This is a genomic window from Streptomyces sp. NPDC045899 (assembly GCF_056431485.1).
On the sequence record NZ_JBWKKP010000017.1, the window covers coordinates 152,296 to 169,647 of the forward strand.

Genomic DNA, 17,352 nt, shown 5'->3' on the forward strand with positions numbered 1-17,352 from the left:
CCAGGCCGGTTCAGGACGCCGGATCGCCGTTCGCGGCGATCCGGCGACACACCCACTCCAGCACCGCCGAGGCCATGGCGGCGATGCCCACCGCCGTCCACGGCATCGCCGTCCCCACCAGGCGCAGCGCGAAGAAGTGCTGGAGCCACGGGGTGGCGAGTACGGTCACGAACCCCAGGGCCATCGCCAGCACCAGACCGATCCGCCACCAGGTGTAGGGCCGGGCCACGATGGCCAGCACCCACAGCGCGATGAGGAACAGCGTCAGCGTGGCGGCGCTGGTCTCGGCCTGGAGCGCGCCCCGGCCCGTGTAGTGGTGACGGGCCAGCAGATACGCGGCGAAGGTGGCCGCACCCGCGATCACCCCGGCGGGGATGGCGTACCGCATCACCCTGCGCACGAACCGCGGCCGGGCACGCTCCTTGTTGGGGGCCAGCGCCAGGAAGAACGCGGGCACGCCGATGGTCAGCGTGGACAGCAGCGTCAGATGGCGGGGCAGGAACGGGTACTCCACCCGGAAGCACACCACCAGCACCGCGAGCAGGACCGAGTAGACGGTCTTCACCAGGAAGAGCCGGGCCACCCGCTCGATATTGCCGATCACCCGGCGGCCCTCGGCCACCACCGACGGCAGGGTGGCGAAGCTGTTGTCGAGCAGCACGATCTGGGCGACCGCGCGGGTGGCCTCACTGCCCGAGCCCATCGAGACGCCGATGTCCGCGTCCTTCAGCGCCAGTACGTCATTGACGCCGTCGCCGGTCATGGCCACGTTGTGGCCGCGCGACTGGAGCGCGCCCACCATGTCCCGCTTCTGGCGCGGGGTGACCCGTCCGAAGACCGTTCCGTCCTCCAGCGCGGTGGCCATCCCGGCGGTTTCGGCGGGCAGCCGCCGTGCGTCCAGGGCGTGCGCGGCGCCGGGCAGCCCCAGCTCGGCCGCGACGGCCCCGACGGAGACGGCGTTGTCACCGGAGATCACCTTCGCGGCGACGTTCTGCTCGGCGAAGTAGCGCAGGGTGTCGGCGGCGTCCGGCCGCAGCCGCTGCTCCAGGACGACGAGGGCGACGGCGGTGACCGGCCGGGGGCCCGGGCCCCCGGCGGCCGGTGGGCCCGTCCCGTCCTCGGCACGGGCCAGCAGCAGCACCCGCAGACCGCGCGCGTTCAGCTCGTCCACCTGGCCCAGCGCCGGATCGCCCTCGGCCAGCAGCACCTCGGGCGCGCCCAGCAGCCAGGTGGCGCGCCGCCCGTCGGGGGCGTCGAGGGTGGCGCCGCTGTACTTGCGGGCCGAGGAGAACGGCAGCACGTCCCGGGAGCGCCAGCCGCCGTCGGCACCGTCGGACCCGTCCGGGCGGGGATAGGCGTCGATGATCGCCTGGAGGCTGGCGTTGGGACGCGGGTCACTGGCGCCGAGGGCGCCCAGCACCTGCCCCACATAGCCCTCGTCGTGCCCGCCCCCGCGCCCGTCGTGTCCGTCGCCGGGTGCGTCGCCGTGTCCGTCGAGCAGCCGCAGCTCACGGACGTCCATCCCGCCCTCGGTGAGGGTGCCGGTCTTGTCCAGACAGACCACGTCCACCCGGGCCAGCCCCTCGATCGCGGGGAGCTCCTGCACCAGGCACTGCCGGCGGCCCAGCCGGATCACCCCGATCGCGAAGGCGACGGAGGTGAGCAGCACCAGACCCTCGGGGACCATCGGCACGATCCCGGCCACCATCCGCCGCACCGCTTCCCGCCAGTCGTTCCCCTTCACCACGAACTGGCTGATCACCAGGCCGATCGCGGCCGGGATCATCATCCAGGTCACGTACTTCAGGATCTGGCTGATACCGCTGCGCAGTTCGGAGGCGACCAGGGTGAAGCGGGACGCCTCCTCGGCGAGCTGGACGGCGTACGCCTCGCGGCCGACCCGGGTGGCGGTGAAGGCGCCGCCGCCCGCGACCACGAAGCTGCCCGACATCACGGTGTCACCGGGCTGTTTGAGCACCGGATCGGCTTCGCCGGTGAGCAGCGACTCGTCGATCTCCAGCCCCTCGGCCTCGGTGACCTCGCCGTCCACGACGCACTTGTCCCCGGGACCCAGTTCGATGAGGTCGCCCAGGACGATCCGGCCGGTGGGGATCTCGGTGGCCACACCGTCGCGGCGGACGGTCGGCCGGGCCTCGCCGATGACGGCGAGCGAGTCGAGGGTCTTCTTGGCCCGTAGCTCCTGGACGATCCCGATGAGGGTGTTGGCCACGATCACGAAGCCGAACAGTCCGTCCTGGATCGGACCGACCACCAGGATGATCAGGAACAGTACGCCGATGATCGCGTTGAAGCGGGTGAGCACATTGGCGCGGACGATCTCGGTGAAGGAGCGCGAGGAGCGCACCGGGACGTCATTGATCTCACCGCGTGCGACGCGCTCAGCGACCTCGGCGGCGGTCAGTCCCGGGGCGACCCGGTCCGGCATGCCTTCGACGGTACGTGCGCGGCGCGCCGTTCACCTGTCCAGGCGTCGATCGTCGGCCGCGGCCGGCGGGCCCCGCGGCGGCCGTCAGCCGCCGTCGGCCGCCGGCCGGCCCCGGTCGGCGCGGCGGAGTGCGGCCTCACGGGCCCGGACGTACCAGATGCCGATCAGCCCGAGGCCGCCACCGGCCAGACAGGTCCACAGCCACCACAGATGGCCGTGGTCGTCGTACCAGCCGTAGAAGGGGAGCTGGACGAGGAAGAGGACGAACCACACGATGGTGCCACCGGTGATGGTCGCCACAATGTTGCCCTCCAGGGGCGGCGGCGCCTCGTGCTTGGGGGTCCACTTCGTCATGGGCACAGCTTACGGGCCGGGCCCGGGGCCGTTCCGGACCGGATCCCGTGCCATCCGGGCAGCTCAGGGGAGACGTTTGGCGTTCGGCCATTTATATATTCATACTGAACCGTTCCGGGTCTGAGTAGGCATCCTTGTTTGATCATCCAAAGGGCCCACTGTTGATGTTCGCGCACCACAGAGGTCCTTATGTCCCCCTCGGCCCCCGCGCCGGCCGACGCCAAGCGGCAGACCCCGGCACCGCCCACCAAGGGCATCGACACATTCTTCAAGATCAGTGAACGCGGCTCCACGATCTCCCGGGAGCTCCGCGGCGGTCTGGCCACGTTCTTCGCGATGGCCTACATCGTCGTACTGAACCCGATCATCCTGGGCGCAGGTGAGGACAAGTTCCACCACACCCTCGACAACGGCCAGCTGGTCACCGCCACCGCGCTGATGGCGGGGCTGACCACGCTGCTCATGGGGATCATCGGCAACGTCCCCATCGCGCTCGCCGCGGGCCTCGGTATCAACGCGGTGGTCTCGCTCCAGCTCGCCCCCAAGATGAGCTGGCCGGACGCGATGGGCATGGTGGTCCTGGCGGGCCTGGTGCTGATGGTCCTGGTCGCCTCCGGACTGCGGGAACGGGTCATGGCCGCGATCCCCGGCGGGCTGCGGCGGGCCATCGCGATCGGCATCGGGCTGTTCATCGCCCTGATCGGCCTGGTCGACGCCGGGTTCATCACCCGCAACCCGGACAAGGCCCACACCACCGTGCCGATGGGGCTCGGTATCGAGGGCAAGCTCCAGGGCTGGCCGGTGCTGGTCTTCGTGGCGGGGCTGGCGCTCACCTTCGTCCTGGTCGTCCGCAAGACGCGCGGCGCCATCCTGATCGGCATCGTGACCATGACCGTGGCCGCGGTCGCGGTCAACGCGCTGGTCGACATCCCGGACGCCTCGTGGGGGCTGACCGTCCCCAACGTCCCGGAGAAGGTCGTGGACACCCCGGACTTCGGGCTGATCGGCGAGGTCAGCCTGATCGGCGGATTCCACGAGGTCGGCATCCTCACCGGCTGCCTCTTCGTCTTCACCGTGCTGCTGTCCGGCTTCTTCGACGCGATGGGCACGATCATCGGCGTCGGCGAGGAGGCCCAGCTCACGGATGAGCGCGGTCAGCTCCCGGGAATGGGCCGGATCCTGATGGTGGACGGTGTCGCGGTCGCGGGCGGCGGCTTCGGCTCGGCCTCCGCCAACACCTGTTTCGTGGAGTCCACGGCGGGTGTCGGGGAGGGGGCCCGCACCGGGCTCGCCAACATCGTCACCGGCGGTCTCTTCCTGCTCGCGCTGGTCTTCACCCCGCTGGCCAAGGTGGTCCCGTCGCAGGCCGCGACGCCCGCGCTGGTGGTCGTCGGCTTCCTGATCATGGCGGCGAACGTCAAGGAGATCGACTGGAGCGACTTCACCATCGCGATCCCGGCCTTCCTGACCATGGTCTCGATGCCGTTCACCTACAGCATCACCAATGGGATCGGCCTCGGTGTGCTGTCCTTCCTGCTGCTGCGGATCGCCACCCGGCGCACCCGGGAGATCCCGTGGCTGCTGGCCGTGGTGGGGCTGTGCTTCATGGTCTACTTCCTGCTCCACCCGATCGAGCAGGCTCTCGGGGTGAACTGATCCACCCCGTGCGGAGTGCGTGCCCCGGCCTTCCGCCGGGGCGCGGCCGGGTCAGCCGACCTGGCCGTAGAAGCGCTCCGTCTCATCGACGGACGTCTTGAAACGCTCGTCGAAGTCCTCGCGAATGAGCGTCCGGATGACGTAGTCCTGGACGCTCATTCCGCGTTTCGCGGCGTGCTGCCGGATCCGGTCCAGCAGCTCACCGTCCATCCGCAGGCTGAGCACCTTCGATCCCATGCGGCCCAGGGTCGCCGCCTATCGAGCCACTGTGCGTCACTTTTCGGAGTCATCTCACTCTTTTGGGTGACACTCTCGGGAAAGGATTCCCTGGGTTTCCTTAGGCGAGGTAATGAGTTACGCTAAAGACCATGCCGGATCCGTCCCGTCTCCAGCCTTCGGCGGAGGCACCGCCAGACGACGCGAGCGCCGTGAACGCCCTGCGGTCCGGGGTGATGCGTCTGTCCCGGCGGCTCAAGCACCAGCGGGTGGACGAGTCGCTCAGCCCCACCGAGATGTCGGTGCTGGGCACTCTCGCCCAGTGCGGCAGTGCCACCCCCGGTGAGCTGGCCCGCAAGGAGCACGTCCAGCCGCCGTCGATGACCCGCATCGTGGCCCTGCTGGAGGCCAAGGGACTGGTCAGGCTGGAGCCGCATCCGGAGGACCGGCGGCAGAAGGTCGTCTCGCAGACCGAACGGGCGGAGGCCATGCTCGAAGAGAGCCGGCGCAAGCGCAATGCCTGGCTGGCCGAGCTGGTCGGAGAGCTGTCCGAAGAGGAGTGGGACGCGCTGCGTGCCGCCGCGCCCGTGCTGGAGAAGCTCGCGCACTTGTAAGAACCCGAGCCATCAGGAGGCGAAGCCCCTTGAGTACGGGACCCGGAGCAGACTCCGCACCCGCACCGCACCCCCACTCCGACTCCCGCACCTCCGGCGCCCCCGCGACGGGACGCGCCAAGGGCGGCACCTTCCGCTCGCTGAAGGTCCGCAACTACCGCCTCTTCGCCACCGGTGCCGTGATATCCAACACCGGCACCTGGATGTCCCGTATCGCCCAGGACTGGCTGGTGCTGAGCCTTACCGGCTCCTCCACCGCGGTCGGTATCACCACCGCGCTCCAGTTCCTGCCGATGCTGCTGTTCGGCCTCTACGGCGGCGTCATCGCCGACCGCTGTCCGCGCCGCCGGCTGCTGCTGTTCACCCAGACCGCGCTGGGGCTGTGCGGTCTGGCGCTCGCCGCGCTCACCCTCAGCGGCCATGTGCAGGTCTGGCACGTCTACCTGATCGCGTTCCTGCTCGGCATGGTCACCGTCGTCGACAACCCGACCCGGCAGGTCTTCGTCAACGAGATGGTCGGCCCCGGTGAGCTGCGCAACGCGGTCAGTCTGAACTCCGCGAACTTCCAGTCCGCCCGGCTGGTCGGCCCGGCCATCGCCGGTGTGCTGATCACCGCCGTGGGCAGCGGCTGGGCGTTCCTGATCAACGGCCTGTCCTTCGGTGCCCCGCTGATCGGTCTGCTGATGATGCGCACCGGTGAGCTGCACACCGTCGAGCGAACCCCGCGCGGCAAGGGCCAGCTGCGGGAGGGACTGCGCTATGTCGCCGGTCGGCCCGATCTGATCTGGCCGATCGTGCTCGTCGGCTTCATCGGCACCTTCGGCTTCAACTTCCCGATCTGGCTCAGCGCCTTCGCCGACGATGTCTTCCATGCGGGACCCGGTACGTATGGCCTGCTCAACACGCTGATCGCGATCGGCTCGGTGACCGGTGCGCTGCTGGCGGCCCGCCGGGTGGTGGCCCGGCGACGGCTGCTGATCATGGCGGCGCTGATGTTCGGCGTGCTGGAGGTGGCCGCGGCCGTGACCCCGGTCTTCTGGCTCTTCGCCGCGCTGATGGTGCCGATCGGCATCTTCAGCCTGACCTTCAACGTCACGGCGAACTCCAGCGTCCAGCTGGCGACCGATCCCGCGATGCGGGGGCGGGTGATGAGCCTGTTCATGATGGTCTTCGTCGGTGGCACCCCCATCGGCGGCCCGCTGGTCGGCTGGCTGACGGATACCTTCGGCGCCCGGGTGGGCTTCGCCGCGGGCGGACTGGTCTCGGCCGCCGCGGCGGCCGGGGTGGGGCTGATCCTGGTCCGGGCCGGTGGTCTGCGGATGAAGCTGGATCTGCGGCGGGGCCATCCGCGTGTGGTCTTCGTCCCGCGCACCGAGGAGGACCGGCTGGCCCCGGCGGCCTAGGCCGGACCGCCGCGCGCTCGGCGGGCGGAGCCTCCCCGCCCGGTGTGCCCTGCCGGGGCACGAGATGCCCCTCGCGGTGCCCGCCCTTCCGGCGGCCTTGGTGCGCGAGACTGGCCGGATGAGACTCTTCGCCGCCGTGCTGCCGCCCGAGGAGGCCATGGTCGAGCTGGCCGCCCGGGTGGACGCGCTGCACGCGCTGCCGGGTGCCGACGGGCTGCGCTGGACCGAGCGGGCGGGCTGGCACTTCACCCTCGCCTTCTTCGGCGAGGTGGACGAGGAGGTGCTGCCCGGGCTGCACACCCGGCTGGCCCGCGCCGCCCACCGCCATGAACCCCATACGCTGCGGCTCGCGGGCGGCGGACGGTTCGCGGACCGGGTGGTGTGGGTCGGGGTGGACGGTGACAGCGCGGCCCTGAAGGGGCTCGCCGACTCCGCCGAGGCCGGGGCCCGCCGGGCCGGGGTGCCGATGGACCGGCACCGCCCGTACCACCCGCATCTGACGATCGCCCGCAACCGCGGCGCCACCAGCCTCGCGCCCTATGTCGCCGAGCTGGCCGACTTCGCGGGCCGGGTGTGGCCGGTGCGGGAACTGAGCCTGGTCCGCAGCCATCCGCCGACCCCCGGGGTGGCCGGCCGGCACCCCCGCTACGAGGTGGTGGCGGCCTGGCCGCTCGGCCGCTGAACGGCCCGGCTAGTCTCAGGGTGTGGACCCGAAGACCAGAAACATGATCATGAGCGGCGCGCTGGTGCTGATACTCCTCGTCGTCGCCGTGGCGGCCGCGCTCGGGGGCTGACCCCGCCGCGCGCGGCCGCGTGCCCGCCGCCGGGGGCGGCTACCAGGCGAAGGCCTCGGGGGAGGGGCCGGGACCGGGGAAGATCTCGTCCAGTGAGCGCAGCAGCTCCTCGTCCAGCGTCAGCTCCGTCGCCCGGACCGCCGAGGCCAGCTGGTCGGCGGTGCGGGGGCCGACGATCGGGCCGGTCACCCCGGGCCGGGTGAGCAGCCAGGCCAGCGCCGTCTCACCGGGCTCCAGACCGTGCTTGTCGAGCAGGTCCTCGTACGCCTGCACCTGCCCGCGCACCGCGGTGCTGTTCAGCGCGTCGGCGCTGCGGCCGGACGAGCTGCGGGAGGCACCGCCCTCCGCCTCCTTGCGGATCGCGCCGCCCAGCAGCCCGCCGTGCAGCGGCGACCAGGGGATCACTCCGAGGCCGTAGTCGCGCGCGGCCGGGATGACCTCCATCTCGGCGCGGCGCTCGGCCAGGTTGTACAGGCACTGTTCGCTGACCAGACCGTAGGAACCGCGGCGCCGCGCCGTCTCGTTGGCCTTGGCGATGTCCCAGCCCGCGTGGTTGGAGGAGCCGACGTAGAGGATCTTGCCCTGCTGGACCAGGACGTCCATCGCCTGCCAGATCTCTTCCCATGGGGTGGCGCGGTCCACGTGGTGGAACTGGTACAGATCGATGTGGTCGGTGCGCAGCCGCTTGAGGCTGGCGTCCACGGCCCGGCGGATGTTGAGGGCCGAGAGCAGGTCGTCGTTGGGCCAGACCGGGCTGTCGGTGCCCATGTTCCCGTACACCTTGGTGGCGAGGACGGTCTTCTCGCGCCGTCCGCCGCCCTGGGCGAACCAGCTGCCGATGATCTCCTCGGTGCGGCCCTTGTTCTCGCCCCAGCCGTAGACGTTGGCGGTGTCGAAGAAGTTGATGCCCGCCTCGTGCGCGGCGTCCATGATCGAGTGGCTGTTCGCCTCGTCGGTCTGCGGGCCGAAGTTCATGGTGCCGAGGACCAGTCGGCTGACCTTGAGACCTGTGCGTCCGAGCTGCGTGTACTTCATGAGGCCAGCCAAGCCCTTGGAGTGCGCTCCAATCAAGGGGGCGGGGTGGGGGCGACGGCCGGGCACCGCCGGGGTCCAGGGGCCGGAGCACGGGGAGGGAATTCCGGCGCGGCTTCCGGACCGGAAAATCCGAGGGCCCGCGTTTTGACCCCCCGTGTGGTCAAAATGCGGGCCTGCGGATTCCGCCGTATCGAACCGGTGTGGCGGACGTGTGAATAGAAGGTGAATCAGTTGCTGTTGCGGGACTTCATGAATCCGACGATGCCGATGGCGAGCGCCAGCAGACCACCGGCCAGAACCATGTAGATTCCAGGACCCGCGACGATGTCGAACTTGTCCACGCCGTCCTCGGCGGCCTTCTCGGCGGCGTCGGCGGGCAGGCCCTCGTCCTCCAGCTTCTGGGCGAGCAGCCGCGCCGGGTCCGCCATGTTGATCGCGGCGACGATCGCCGCGCCCGCGCCCAGCAGCCCGCCGCCGAGATAGAGCGGAGCCTTCTGACGGGCCAGGGTGACGAGGAAGAGCACGGTCGCGACCAGGGCGATGATCAGCGTGATGACGCCGTCGCCGTCCATCCCCTTGATGCCGCCGTCGCTCATGTCCTCGCTGGAGACGACCCAGTTCACCAGCGAGCCGACCAGGGCGACGAGGGAACCGACGATCCCGAGGACCGCGAACTTCTTGGACGGCGCGGCCGCGCCACCGTTCTGCGGAGTGCCCGGATATGCGGGCGGCGCGGTTTGCGCATAAGAGGACTGGTTGTAATCGCTCATGGGCAGAGACCGTAGGGCGGGCCCATTCTTTAATGCAATGCCACCGCCCGCTATGCCGTCAATGACCGATAAATTTTCGCTGAAATGTTCCCCGGATCAGATCAAATTATCTGCGGTTCAGGAATTCCTTTGGAATTCCGGGGGGAATGGTGTCCTTCGCTTTCCCGGAACATGCGGCGTCATGCCCGGTCAACCCCGCCCCCGGCCGCGGGCCCGGTTCCCCCGCCCTGCGCGCCCCCGCGGGATGGCAGGCTTGGGCCCATGCGTCCGCTTCCGTCTCTCCTCGGTGCCGCCGTACTGGTGGCCCTGCCCGCCGCCGCTCCCGCCGCGGCCGACGACGACTCCCCGTCGTCGTTCCAGATCAAGGACTCCCGGATCGCCGAGTCCAGCGGGCTCGCCGCGAGCCGCGCCCACCCCGGCGTCTACTGGACGCACAACGACAGCTCGGACGGGCCCTACGTCTACGCGGTCGACAGCCGGACGGGAAAGACCGTCGCGCGGATCGCGATGCGCGGGATCGGCTCACCGCGGGACGTGGAGGCCGTCTCGGTCGGCCCGGACGGCGATGTCTACGTCGGCGACATCGGTGACAACCTCGGCGGACAGTGGTCCCACGTGTGGATCTACCGCTTCCCCGAGCCGAAGAAGCTGCGCGACATGTCGGTGAAGGCCACCCAGTTCACCGTGAAGTACCAGGGCGGACCGCGCAACGCCGAGGCGATGATGGTCCATCCGAAGACCGGCACGGTCTACATCGCCAGCAAGAGCGAGGAGGACGGCGGGCTGTACCAGGGGCCGGACACCCTTTCGCCCTCCGGGGTGAACGTCTTCCGCCGCATCGCGCCCATCGACATGGAGGTCACCGACGGGGCCTTCGCGCCCGACGGCAGCAGGCTGGTGCTGCGCGGCTACTTCACCGCCGCCGAGTACCGCTGGCGCGGCGGGAAGCCCCAGGAGCTCGACGAGGAGCCGGGGCTGCCGCTCCAGCGGCAGGGCGAGTCCGTCACCTTCAGCCGGGACGGCGGCACCCTGATGTACGGCACCGAGGGCAGGTACTCCCGGGTGAGCGCGGAGGCGCTGGACGGGGAACTGCTGCCGGACGCCACGGCCGAGGAACAGCGGAAGGACGGCGGCGGCAAGGGCGGCAGCCACACCGGGAGCGAGGAGAAGGACAGCGGTCTGACGCTGACGAAGGCCGCGCTGACGTTCGCCGGGGCGATGGTGCTCTTCCTCGGGGCGCGCAGGCTGTTCCGCCGCCGCTGAGCCGTCACGGCGAGGGGACGACGGGAAAGGGGTCCGCGGCCGCTCCGGCGGCCGCGGACCCCTTTCCCGTGATGTGGGTCAGAGCTGCTCGATGACGTAGTCCACGCAGGCGGTCAGCGCCTCGACATCGGCCGGGTCCACCGCCGGGAACATCGCCACCCGCAGCTGGTTGCGGCCCAGCTTGCGGTACGGGTCGGTGTCCACGATGCCGTTGGCCCGCAGCGCCTTGGCGATCGCGGCGGCGTCGATGTCCTCGTTGAAGTCGATCGTGCCGACGACCTGCGAGCGCTTGGCCGGGTCGGTCACGAAGGGGGTGGCGAACTTGGACTCCTCGGCCCAGCCGTACAGCGCGCGCGAGGAGGCCGCGGTGCGCCGCACCGCCCAGTCCAGGCCGCCCTGGCCGTTCATCCACTCCAGCTGGTCGTTGAGCAGGAAGAGCGTGGCCAGCGCCGGGGTGTTGTAGGTCTGGTTCTTCAGCGAGTTGTCGATCGCGGTCGGCAGCGAGAAGAACTCCGGCACATGGCGGCCGGACCCGTGGATCCGGGCGGCGCGCTCCAGCGCGGCGGGGGAGAAGACGCCGAGCCACAGCCCGCCGTCGGCCGCGAAGGACTTCTGCGGGGCGAAGTAGTAGACGTCGGTCTCGGCGATGTCGACCGGCAGACCGCCCGCGCCCGAGGTCGCGTCGACCAGCACCAGCGAGCCCTCGTCGGCCCCGGCCACCCGGCGGACCGGCATGGCGACACCGGTGGAGGTCTCGTTGTGGGTGAGGGCGTAGACGTCCACCCCGGCCTCGGCAACGGCCTCCGGGTGGGTGCCGGGGTCGGAGGAGATGACGCTGGGCTCCTCCAGCCACGGTGCCAGCTTGGCGGCCTTGGCGAACTTCGAGGAGAACTCGCCGAAGGACAGGTGCTGGGACCGCGAGTCGATCAGACCGTGCGTCGCGATGTCCCAGAACGCGGTGGAGCCGCCGTTGCCGAGGATGACCTCGTACCCCTCGGGGAGCTGGAACAGCTCACGCACCCCGTCGCGCACCGAGCCGACCAGGTTCTTGACCGGGGGCTGGCGGTGGGAGGTGCCCAGGAGGGAGGCGCCGGTGGCGGCCAGGGCGCTGAGCGCCTCGGTGCGCACCTTGGAGGGGCCCGAGCCGAAGCGACCGTCGGCGGGCTTGATGTCAGCGGGAATCCGGATCTCAGCCACGACCGCAGCCTAGTCCGTCGGGGGCCGCGCCCCCGCCCGGAGTCCAGCGGATGAGACAACCGGTCCACATGCTATTGACGCCGGTGTCCACACCCCGTTGACGTGCCCGTCCGCGTGCCGTCGGCACCGGGAGCGCCGGGTCACGGGGGCGTTTCCCGAATGAACCCGGATCCGATCGGAATTGAACATTCTCTTCGCGGCCCCCGGCATGGACCATGGGGGCATGGCTGATCACGAGGCAGGCGAGCTGGAGCGTGCTTTGCGGCGAGCCGTCAACGGGGACGTCTCCTTCGACACGGCGAGCCGGGCACTGATGACCATGGACGCGTCGAACTACCGGCGGGTGCCCGCCGGGGTGGTCGCGCCACGGGACGCGGACGATGTGGCGGCGGTGCTGGCCGTCTGCCGGGAGCGGGGCGTGCCGGTCGTCGCCCGCGGCGCCGGCACCTCGATCGCCGGGCAGGCCACCGGGCTCGGCGTCGTCCTGGACTTCACCCGTCATATGCGCGGCATCCTCGCGCTCGACCCGGAGGCGCGGACCGCCGTCGTCCAGCCCGGGGTGATCCTCGACGATCTGCGCACGGCCGCCTCCGCCCACGGACTGACCTTCGGCCCCGATCCCTCCACCCACAGCCGCTGCACCCTCGGCGGCATGATCGGCAACAACTCCTGCGGCTCCCATTCGGTGGCCTGGGGCACCACCGCCGACAATGTGCACGCACTCGACGTCCTCACCTACGGCGGCGAGCGGGTGCGCGCCGCCGTAGGCCTGGACGGGCTGCCCGCCCGGCTGCGCGACGGGATGCGCGCGCTGGCCGGGGAGAACCTGGCCCGGCTGCGCACCGGCTTCCCCGAGCTGCCCCGCCGGATCTCCGGCTACGCGCTGGACGAACTGCTGCCGGAGAAGAACGCCGATGTGGCCCGCGCCCTCACCGGCAGCGAGGGCACCCTCGGGGTGCTGACCGAGGCCACCGTCCGACTGGTCGAGGCGCCGCGTGCCCGCGCGCTGGCCGTGCTGGGCTACTCCGACGAGAGCGCGGCGGCCGAGGCCGCACACACCCTGCTGCCGTACGGGCCGCTGACCGTCGAGGGCATGGCCGCCGACCTGGTGACCGGGGCGTCCGGGCTGCCCAAGGGCGGTGCCTGGCTGTTCGTGGAGGCCGGCGGCGGATCGCGGGAGGAGGCGTACGCCCGCGCCGGGGAGATCGCCCGCGCCGCCGGGGACGCCATCACCGACCACACCGTGGTGGCCGATCCGGCCGGGCAGCGCGCGCTGTGGCGGGTGCGCGAGGACGCCTCGGGGACCGCCACCCGGATGCCCGACGGCAGTGAGGCGTGGCCGGGCTGGGAGGACTGCGCGGTACCGCCCGCCCGGCTCGGCCCGTATCTGCGCGACTTCCGCGGCCTGCTGCGGCAGCACGGCTTGCGCGGCACCCCGTACGGGCACTTCGGTGACGGCTGTATCCATGTCCGGATCGACTTCGACCTGCTGAGCGAGGCCGGGGTGCGGGTCTTCCGCGACTTCTCCACCGACCTCGCCGACCTCGTCGTCACCCACGGCGGTTCGCTCTCCGGCGAGCACGGCGACGGGCTGGCGCGCGCCGAACTGCTGCCGCGGATGTACGGCGAGGAGATGGTCGGGCTCTTCCACCGCTTCAAGGACCTGTGGGACCCGGCGGGCGGCCTCAACCCCGGGGTCCTCGCCCGCCCCCGCCGCCTCGACCAGGATCTGCGCTTCGACCCGCTGCCGCGCCGCCCGGTCGACGTCGAGTTCGGCTATCCGCACGACGGCGGCGACTTCTCGGCCGCGGTGCGGCGCTGCGTCGGCGTCGCCAAGTGCCGCAACGAGTCGGTGTCCGGCGCGGGTGTGATGTGCCCGTCGTACCGTGCGACGGGCGAGGAGCGGCATTCCACCCGCGGCCGCGCCCGGCTGCTGCACGAGATGCTCGCGGGCGAGGTGGTGCGCGACGGCTGGCGCTCCCAGGAGGTGCATGACGCGCTCGACCTGTGCCTGTCCTGCAAGGGCTGCCGCAGCGACTGCCCGGTCGGGGTGGACATGGCCACCTACAAGGCGGAGTTCCTGCACCACCACTACGAGGGGCGGGTGCGGCCCGCCGCGCACTACGCGATGGGCTGGCTGCCGGTGTGGCTGCGGGCCGGTGCCGCCCTGCGGGCGGCACCGGTGGCCAACGCGCTGTCGGGTGTGGCCCCGCTGGCCGCCCTGGCCAAGCGGGCGGGCGGGATCGCCCCGGAGCGCGACATCCCCGAACTGGCCCATGAGCCCTTCACCCGCTGGTGGCGCGACCGGGCACGGACGGCGGCGCGTGCCACCGTCCGGTCCGGGAGCGGCAGCCGCACGGTGGTGCTGTGGCCGGACACCTTCACCAACTATCTGTCCCCGTCGGTCGGCCGGGCCTCGGTCGCCGTACTGGAGGCGGCCGGGCTACGGGTGGTGGTACCGCCCAAGCCCGTGTGCTGCGGGCTGACCTGGGTCTCCACCGGTCAGCTCGACCGCGCCCGCGCGGTGATGCGCCGGACCCTGGACGTGATGGCCCCGGCCCTGGACGCCGGGCTGCCGGTGGTCGGCCTGGAACCCAGCTGCACCGCGGCCCTGCGCACCGACCTCCCCGAACTCCTGGGCTCCGATCCGCGCGCCGCCCGGCTCGCCGACTCCGTCATCACCTTCGCCCAGGCCCTGGAGGACCACGCCCCGGACTGGTCGCCCCCCGTGGTCGGCCGACCGGTCGTCGGCCAGACCCACTGCCATCAGCACGCCGTCCTCGGCGACGGGGCCGAACGGCGGCTGCGCGAACGGGCCGGGCTGGCCGGGGAGCTGAGCGGTGGCTGCTGCGGTCTGGCGGGCAACTTCGGCTTCGAGAAGGGCCATTACGACATCTCGGTGAGCTGTGCCGAAGAGCAGCTGATGCCCTCGGTGCGGGCCGCCGGGGAGGACGCCGAGGTGCTGGCGGACGGCTTCTCCTGCCGCACTCAGCTCGGCCACCTCACCGACCGCCCGTCCCGCCATCTCGCCGAGGTGCTGGCCGAGCATCTGTCCTGACCGCGTTACGGGAGCGGCACGGCGGTGCCGTGCCGCTCCCGGGGCCGGAGCGTCCTTCAGCCCCAGATCGCCGTCAGGTCCTCGCATTCGACGTGGATACGGGAATCGGTCAGCTCGATCTCGTGGGAGCAGCCGCCGTCGCGCGGCAGGATTTCATCGATGAGCACCGCCTCGTCGCTCATCCAGTCGGCCTCCCGCTTGAAGTCGAGCTGGAAACGGGTGACCCCGAAGTACCGGATCAGCAGTCCCTCTTCGTGCTTCCACTCGTTCGGCGCGAACCGAATGGACAGCGCATCGCCCTTGTTCACCGGAGTGGTGATCTCGGCGAGTTGCAGATCCTTGACGCAGGTGAGGCTGCTGAAACTGTAATGTCCCTCCGCGGAAGCGAAGCCGCGGGCGCCAGGAGGCAGTGATGCGAGCAGGTCGGGGAGGGCTTCCAGATAGGGGGCGGGGTTGATGTTGAACCCCGAGAACTCGGGGTCCCAGTCCACCGTGACGTACTTCATTTCTTGCATCCGTTTCCCTCCGCGGCCAGCCGCGGACGTTTCCAGTTATCCCCGGACAGGTCTTCGGTCCCCTTGTCGCCGAGGCGTCCCTCTTTGCGCATGAATTTGATGGCCGTGCCCTTCAGCGCGTCTTCCACTCGCGGGGGCACCACGACATCGTCGGCCTTCGTTCCGTGCTTGTTGAAGAAGCCGTTGCTGCCGAAGAGTCCGACCTCTCGTCCACGCTTATCGTAGACATGGATTTCGAAATCGGTGCCGCGCGGCCCTTCGGGGACCGGGTCGAGCCTTCCCCGGTAGCCCTCACCCAGGTTGAGCGGCATCTTGTTGCCGTTCCCCGCGAGGCCCAGCGGGTCGGCCCATGAGTGCGGGTTGGGGATGTAGGCGTGGTGGTTGGGCGCGGGGTCGAGGCCGAGGGGGTCCGGGGTGAGGTAACGGGCGGTCCCGGGGTCGTAGTAGCGGAAGTAGTTGTAGTGCAGGCCCGTTTCGGGGTCGGCGTACTGACCGGGGAACCGGAGCGGGCAGGCGGTGGCGTCGGCCGGGGCGGGGAGCGGGGCGCCCCACAGGGTGGTCCGGTGCTGCCAGGCCAGGTCGCCGTCGGGGGTGATCAGCTCGGTGGGGGTGCCGATGGCATCGGTGACGACGGTGTGGAAGCGGGTGGAGCCCAGCTCCTGATCGGTCTGGGACAGCGGGCGGTGGGTGCCGGGGGAGTACTCCCAGGTGGAGGTCGCGCCATCGGCCGCGGCCTGTTCGGCCAGCCGGTCGCTGTCCCAGGTGAAGGTGAGGGCGGTTCCGTCCGGACCGGTCTTGGATACACGGCGGCCCAGCGGGTCGTAGGCGTACGTCCACTCCTCGCCCTGCGGAGTGGTCGCCTTGACGAGGCGGTCCTGCGCGTCCCAGGTGTAGGTCCAGGTGAGCGTCCGGCCGTCGAGCAGCTTGCGGGTCCTGCTGATCAGCCGGCCCGCCGCGTCGTGCTCGTAGCCGGTCCGGCCCGCCCGCCGGGTGAGCGTGCCCTGGTAGGTGTGCTCACCGGGTTCCGGGTGCTCCGGTGCGGTGGCGTGGATCTGGTTGCCGGCCGGGTCGTAGGCGTACTTCTCGGTCCAGCCGTGTGCCTGGACGCCCGTGACCCGGCCCACGGTGTCCAGGGTGAAATGCCGTGTGCCGGTGGTGAGTTCGCGGATCTCGGTGACGTAGCCGTCGGGGCGGTAGGCGTAGGTGCGGTGCTGGAGCAGGTCGTCCTGGGGTGAGGCGGAGACGCTCTGCGCCGTCAGCCGTCCCGCCGTGTCCCAGGTCTGCGCCAGGGTGATGTCTCCCTCGGTGCGCCGGGTTTCACGGCCTTCCGCGTCGTACGTGAAGGCGAGGGTCCGCCCGGCCGTGGTGAGCGTGGTCGGCAGGCCCCTCGTGTCGTACGTCCAGGTGGAGGTCAGGCCCGAGGGCGTGGTGCGGTGGGTGCGGTTGCCGGTCGCGTCGTAACCGTAGGTGGATCGTCGGCCGTTGACCGCCTCGCTGAGCACACGGCCCACCGCATCGCGCTCCAGGGTCAGCTCCGCGTCCGCGTTGGCCGCGTGGCACAGGGCGCCGCGGGCATCGTAGGCGTACGTCGTCACCGCGCCGGTGGTCTCGTCGAGCTGGCTGACCACCTGTCCGGTGGGGTTGAGGGTGTAGTGGAGGGTGTGGCCGAGGGCGTTGGTGCGGGTGGTGAGGCGGCCCGCGGCGTCGTGGGTGTAGGTGCGGGTGGCGCCGTTGAAGTCGGTCTCCGCGATCAGGCGGCCTGCTGGGTCGTAGTCGTAGGACCACTGGTGGCCGTGGGGGTTGGTGACGGTGGTCAGTCGTAGTTCGGTGTCGTAGGTGAAGGCGTAGTGCGCGCCGTCGGGGTCGGTGCGGGTGGCGGGGCGGTCGAAGTGGGTGTGGGTGTGGGTGGTGGTGTGTCCGGCGGCGTCGGTGTGGCGGGCGAGGTTGCCTTCGGTGTCCCATTGCCACGTTTCCCGGGCGCCGTCGGGGGTTTCGCGCCAGGCGGGTCTGCCTTCGATGGTCCAGCCGTGG

At 70.9% G+C, this 17,352-nt stretch carries 14 protein-coding genes; 6 read left to right on the forward strand and 8 right to left on the reverse strand.

The genetic code is table 11. The annotated features are described in order from the left end of the window. Positions 1-10: 10 nt before the first annotated feature. On the reverse strand, positions 11-2,446 hold the full coding sequence (locus AC07FT_RS24570) for a cation-translocating P-type ATPase (RefSeq protein ID WP_479178119.1): 2,436 nt from the start codon (positions 2,444-2,446) through the stop codon (positions 11-13). 84 nt (positions 2,447-2,530) lie between these two features. Then, positions 2,531-2,800 (reverse strand): DUF2530 domain-containing protein, encoded by a 270-nt coding sequence (locus AC07FT_RS24575; RefSeq protein ID WP_471203523.1) that lies wholly within the window; start codon positions 2,798-2,800, stop codon positions 2,531-2,533. A 189-nt stretch (positions 2,801-2,989) separates the two neighbouring features. Here AC07FT_RS24575 and AC07FT_RS24580 point away from each other — a divergent pair, with 189 nt between their 5' ends. After that, positions 2,990-4,456: an NCS2 family permease gene (locus AC07FT_RS24580; protein WP_479178120.1), complete on the forward strand. Its 1,467-nt coding sequence runs from the start codon at positions 2,990-2,992 to the stop codon at positions 4,454-4,456. 51 nt (positions 4,457-4,507) lie between these two features. On the opposite strand, the gene AC07FT_RS24585 is transcribed toward AC07FT_RS24580, so the two are convergent. Beyond that, positions 4,508-4,693, reverse strand: coding sequence for a BrnA antitoxin family protein (locus AC07FT_RS24585; RefSeq protein WP_254752147.1), 186 nt, complete (start codon positions 4,691-4,693; stop codon positions 4,508-4,510). 131 nt (positions 4,694-4,824) lie between these two features. On the opposite strand from AC07FT_RS24585, the gene AC07FT_RS24590 reads away from it, so the two are divergent. From AC07FT_RS24590 to thpR, 3 genes are all read left to right on the forward strand, one after another. Beyond that, complete coding sequence (locus AC07FT_RS24590; RefSeq protein ID WP_254752149.1) at positions 4,825-5,286, forward strand: MarR family winged helix-turn-helix transcriptional regulator; 462 nt, start codon at positions 4,825-4,827, stop codon at positions 5,284-5,286. 29 nt (positions 5,287-5,315) lie between these two features. Next, complete coding sequence (locus tag AC07FT_RS24595; RefSeq protein WP_479178121.1) at positions 5,316-6,689, forward strand: MFS transporter; 1,374 nt, start codon at positions 5,316-5,318, stop codon at positions 6,687-6,689. 118 nt (positions 6,690-6,807) lie between these two features. Next, entirely contained in the window at positions 6,808-7,371 is a 564-nt protein-coding gene (gene thpR / locus AC07FT_RS24600) for an RNA 2',3'-cyclic phosphodiesterase (protein WP_479178122.1), read from the forward strand. A gap of 151 nt (positions 7,372-7,522) precedes the next feature. Here the strand turns inward: thpR and AC07FT_RS24605 are convergent, their stop codons facing one another. After that, a complete protein-coding gene (locus tag AC07FT_RS24605) occupies positions 7,523-8,518 on the reverse strand; it encodes an aldo/keto reductase (RefSeq protein ID WP_479178123.1) in 996 nt (331 codons plus the stop codon). A gap of 227 nt (positions 8,519-8,745) precedes the next feature. Continuing rightward, positions 8,746-9,288 (reverse strand): hypothetical protein, encoded by a 543-nt coding sequence (locus AC07FT_RS24610; RefSeq protein WP_471203513.1) that lies wholly within the window; start codon positions 9,286-9,288, stop codon positions 8,746-8,748. A gap of 261 nt (positions 9,289-9,549) precedes the next feature. On the opposite strand from AC07FT_RS24610, the gene AC07FT_RS24615 reads away from it, so the two are divergent. Next, positions 9,550-10,551: an SdiA-regulated/phytase-like domain-containing protein gene (locus AC07FT_RS24615; protein WP_479178124.1), complete on the forward strand. Its 1,002-nt coding sequence runs from the start codon at positions 9,550-9,552 to the stop codon at positions 10,549-10,551. A gap of 78 nt (positions 10,552-10,629) precedes the next feature. Here AC07FT_RS24615 and serC read toward each other — a convergent pair whose 3' ends face one another. Next, positions 10,630-11,748, reverse strand: a complete 1,119-nt coding sequence (gene serC, locus AC07FT_RS24620) for a phosphoserine transaminase (protein ID WP_471203510.1) — start codon at positions 11,746-11,748, stop codon at positions 10,630-10,632. Between the two features lie 223 nt (positions 11,749-11,971). On the opposite strand from serC, the gene AC07FT_RS24625 reads away from it, so the two are divergent. Further along, positions 11,972-14,806 carry an FAD-binding and (Fe-S)-binding domain-containing protein gene (locus AC07FT_RS24625; protein WP_479178125.1) on the forward strand — a complete coding sequence of 945 codons (2,835 nt, stop codon included), beginning with the start codon at positions 11,972-11,974 and terminating at the stop codon, positions 14,804-14,806. 56 nt (positions 14,807-14,862) lie between these two features. Here AC07FT_RS24625 and AC07FT_RS24630 read toward each other — a convergent pair whose 3' ends face one another. Together AC07FT_RS24630 and AC07FT_RS24635 are read right to left on the reverse strand one after the other, a co-directional pair. Beyond that, entirely contained in the window at positions 14,863-15,321 is a 459-nt protein-coding gene (locus tag AC07FT_RS24630; RefSeq protein WP_479178126.1) for a hypothetical protein, read from the reverse strand. Then, positions 15,309-17,352: RHS repeat-associated core domain-containing protein (locus AC07FT_RS24635; RefSeq protein WP_479178127.1), on the reverse strand; the 2,044-nt coding region annotated here is incomplete at its 5' end. The genes AC07FT_RS24630 and AC07FT_RS24635, both read right to left, overlap by 13 nt.

Coding starts and splice junctions, on each gene's coding strand:
- AC07FT_RS24610 (WP_471203513.1), bottom strand. CDS start 9,288: ATGAGCGATTACAACCAGTCCTCTTATGCGCAAACCGCGCCGCCCGCA.
- thpR (WP_479178122.1), top strand. CDS start 6,808: ATGAGACTCTTCGCCGCCGTGCTGCCGCCCGAGGAGGCCATGGTCGAG.
- AC07FT_RS24570 (WP_479178119.1), bottom strand. CDS start 2,446: ATGCCGGACCGGGTCGCCCCGGGACTGACCGCCGCCGAGGTCGCTGAG.
- AC07FT_RS24575 (WP_471203523.1), bottom strand. CDS start 2,800: ATGACGAAGTGGACCCCCAAGCACGAGGCGCCGCCGCCCCTGGAGGGC.
- AC07FT_RS24605 (WP_479178123.1), bottom strand. CDS start 8,518: ATGAAGTACACGCAGCTCGGACGCACAGGTCTCAAGGTCAGCCGACTG.
- AC07FT_RS24630 (WP_479178126.1), bottom strand. CDS start 15,321: ATGCAAGAAATGAAGTACGTCACGGTGGACTGGGACCCCGAGTTCTCG.
- AC07FT_RS24615 (WP_479178124.1), top strand. CDS start 9,550: ATGCGTCCGCTTCCGTCTCTCCTCGGTGCCGCCGTACTGGTGGCCCTG.
- AC07FT_RS24580 (WP_479178120.1), top strand. CDS start 2,990: ATGTCCCCCTCGGCCCCCGCGCCGGCCGACGCCAAGCGGCAGACCCCG.
- AC07FT_RS24585 (WP_254752147.1), bottom strand. CDS start 4,693: ATGGGATCGAAGGTGCTCAGCCTGCGGATGGACGGTGAGCTGCTGGAC.
- AC07FT_RS24625 (WP_479178125.1), top strand. CDS start 11,972: ATGGCTGATCACGAGGCAGGCGAGCTGGAGCGTGCTTTGCGGCGAGCC.
- AC07FT_RS24590 (WP_254752149.1), top strand. CDS start 4,825: ATGCCGGATCCGTCCCGTCTCCAGCCTTCGGCGGAGGCACCGCCAGAC.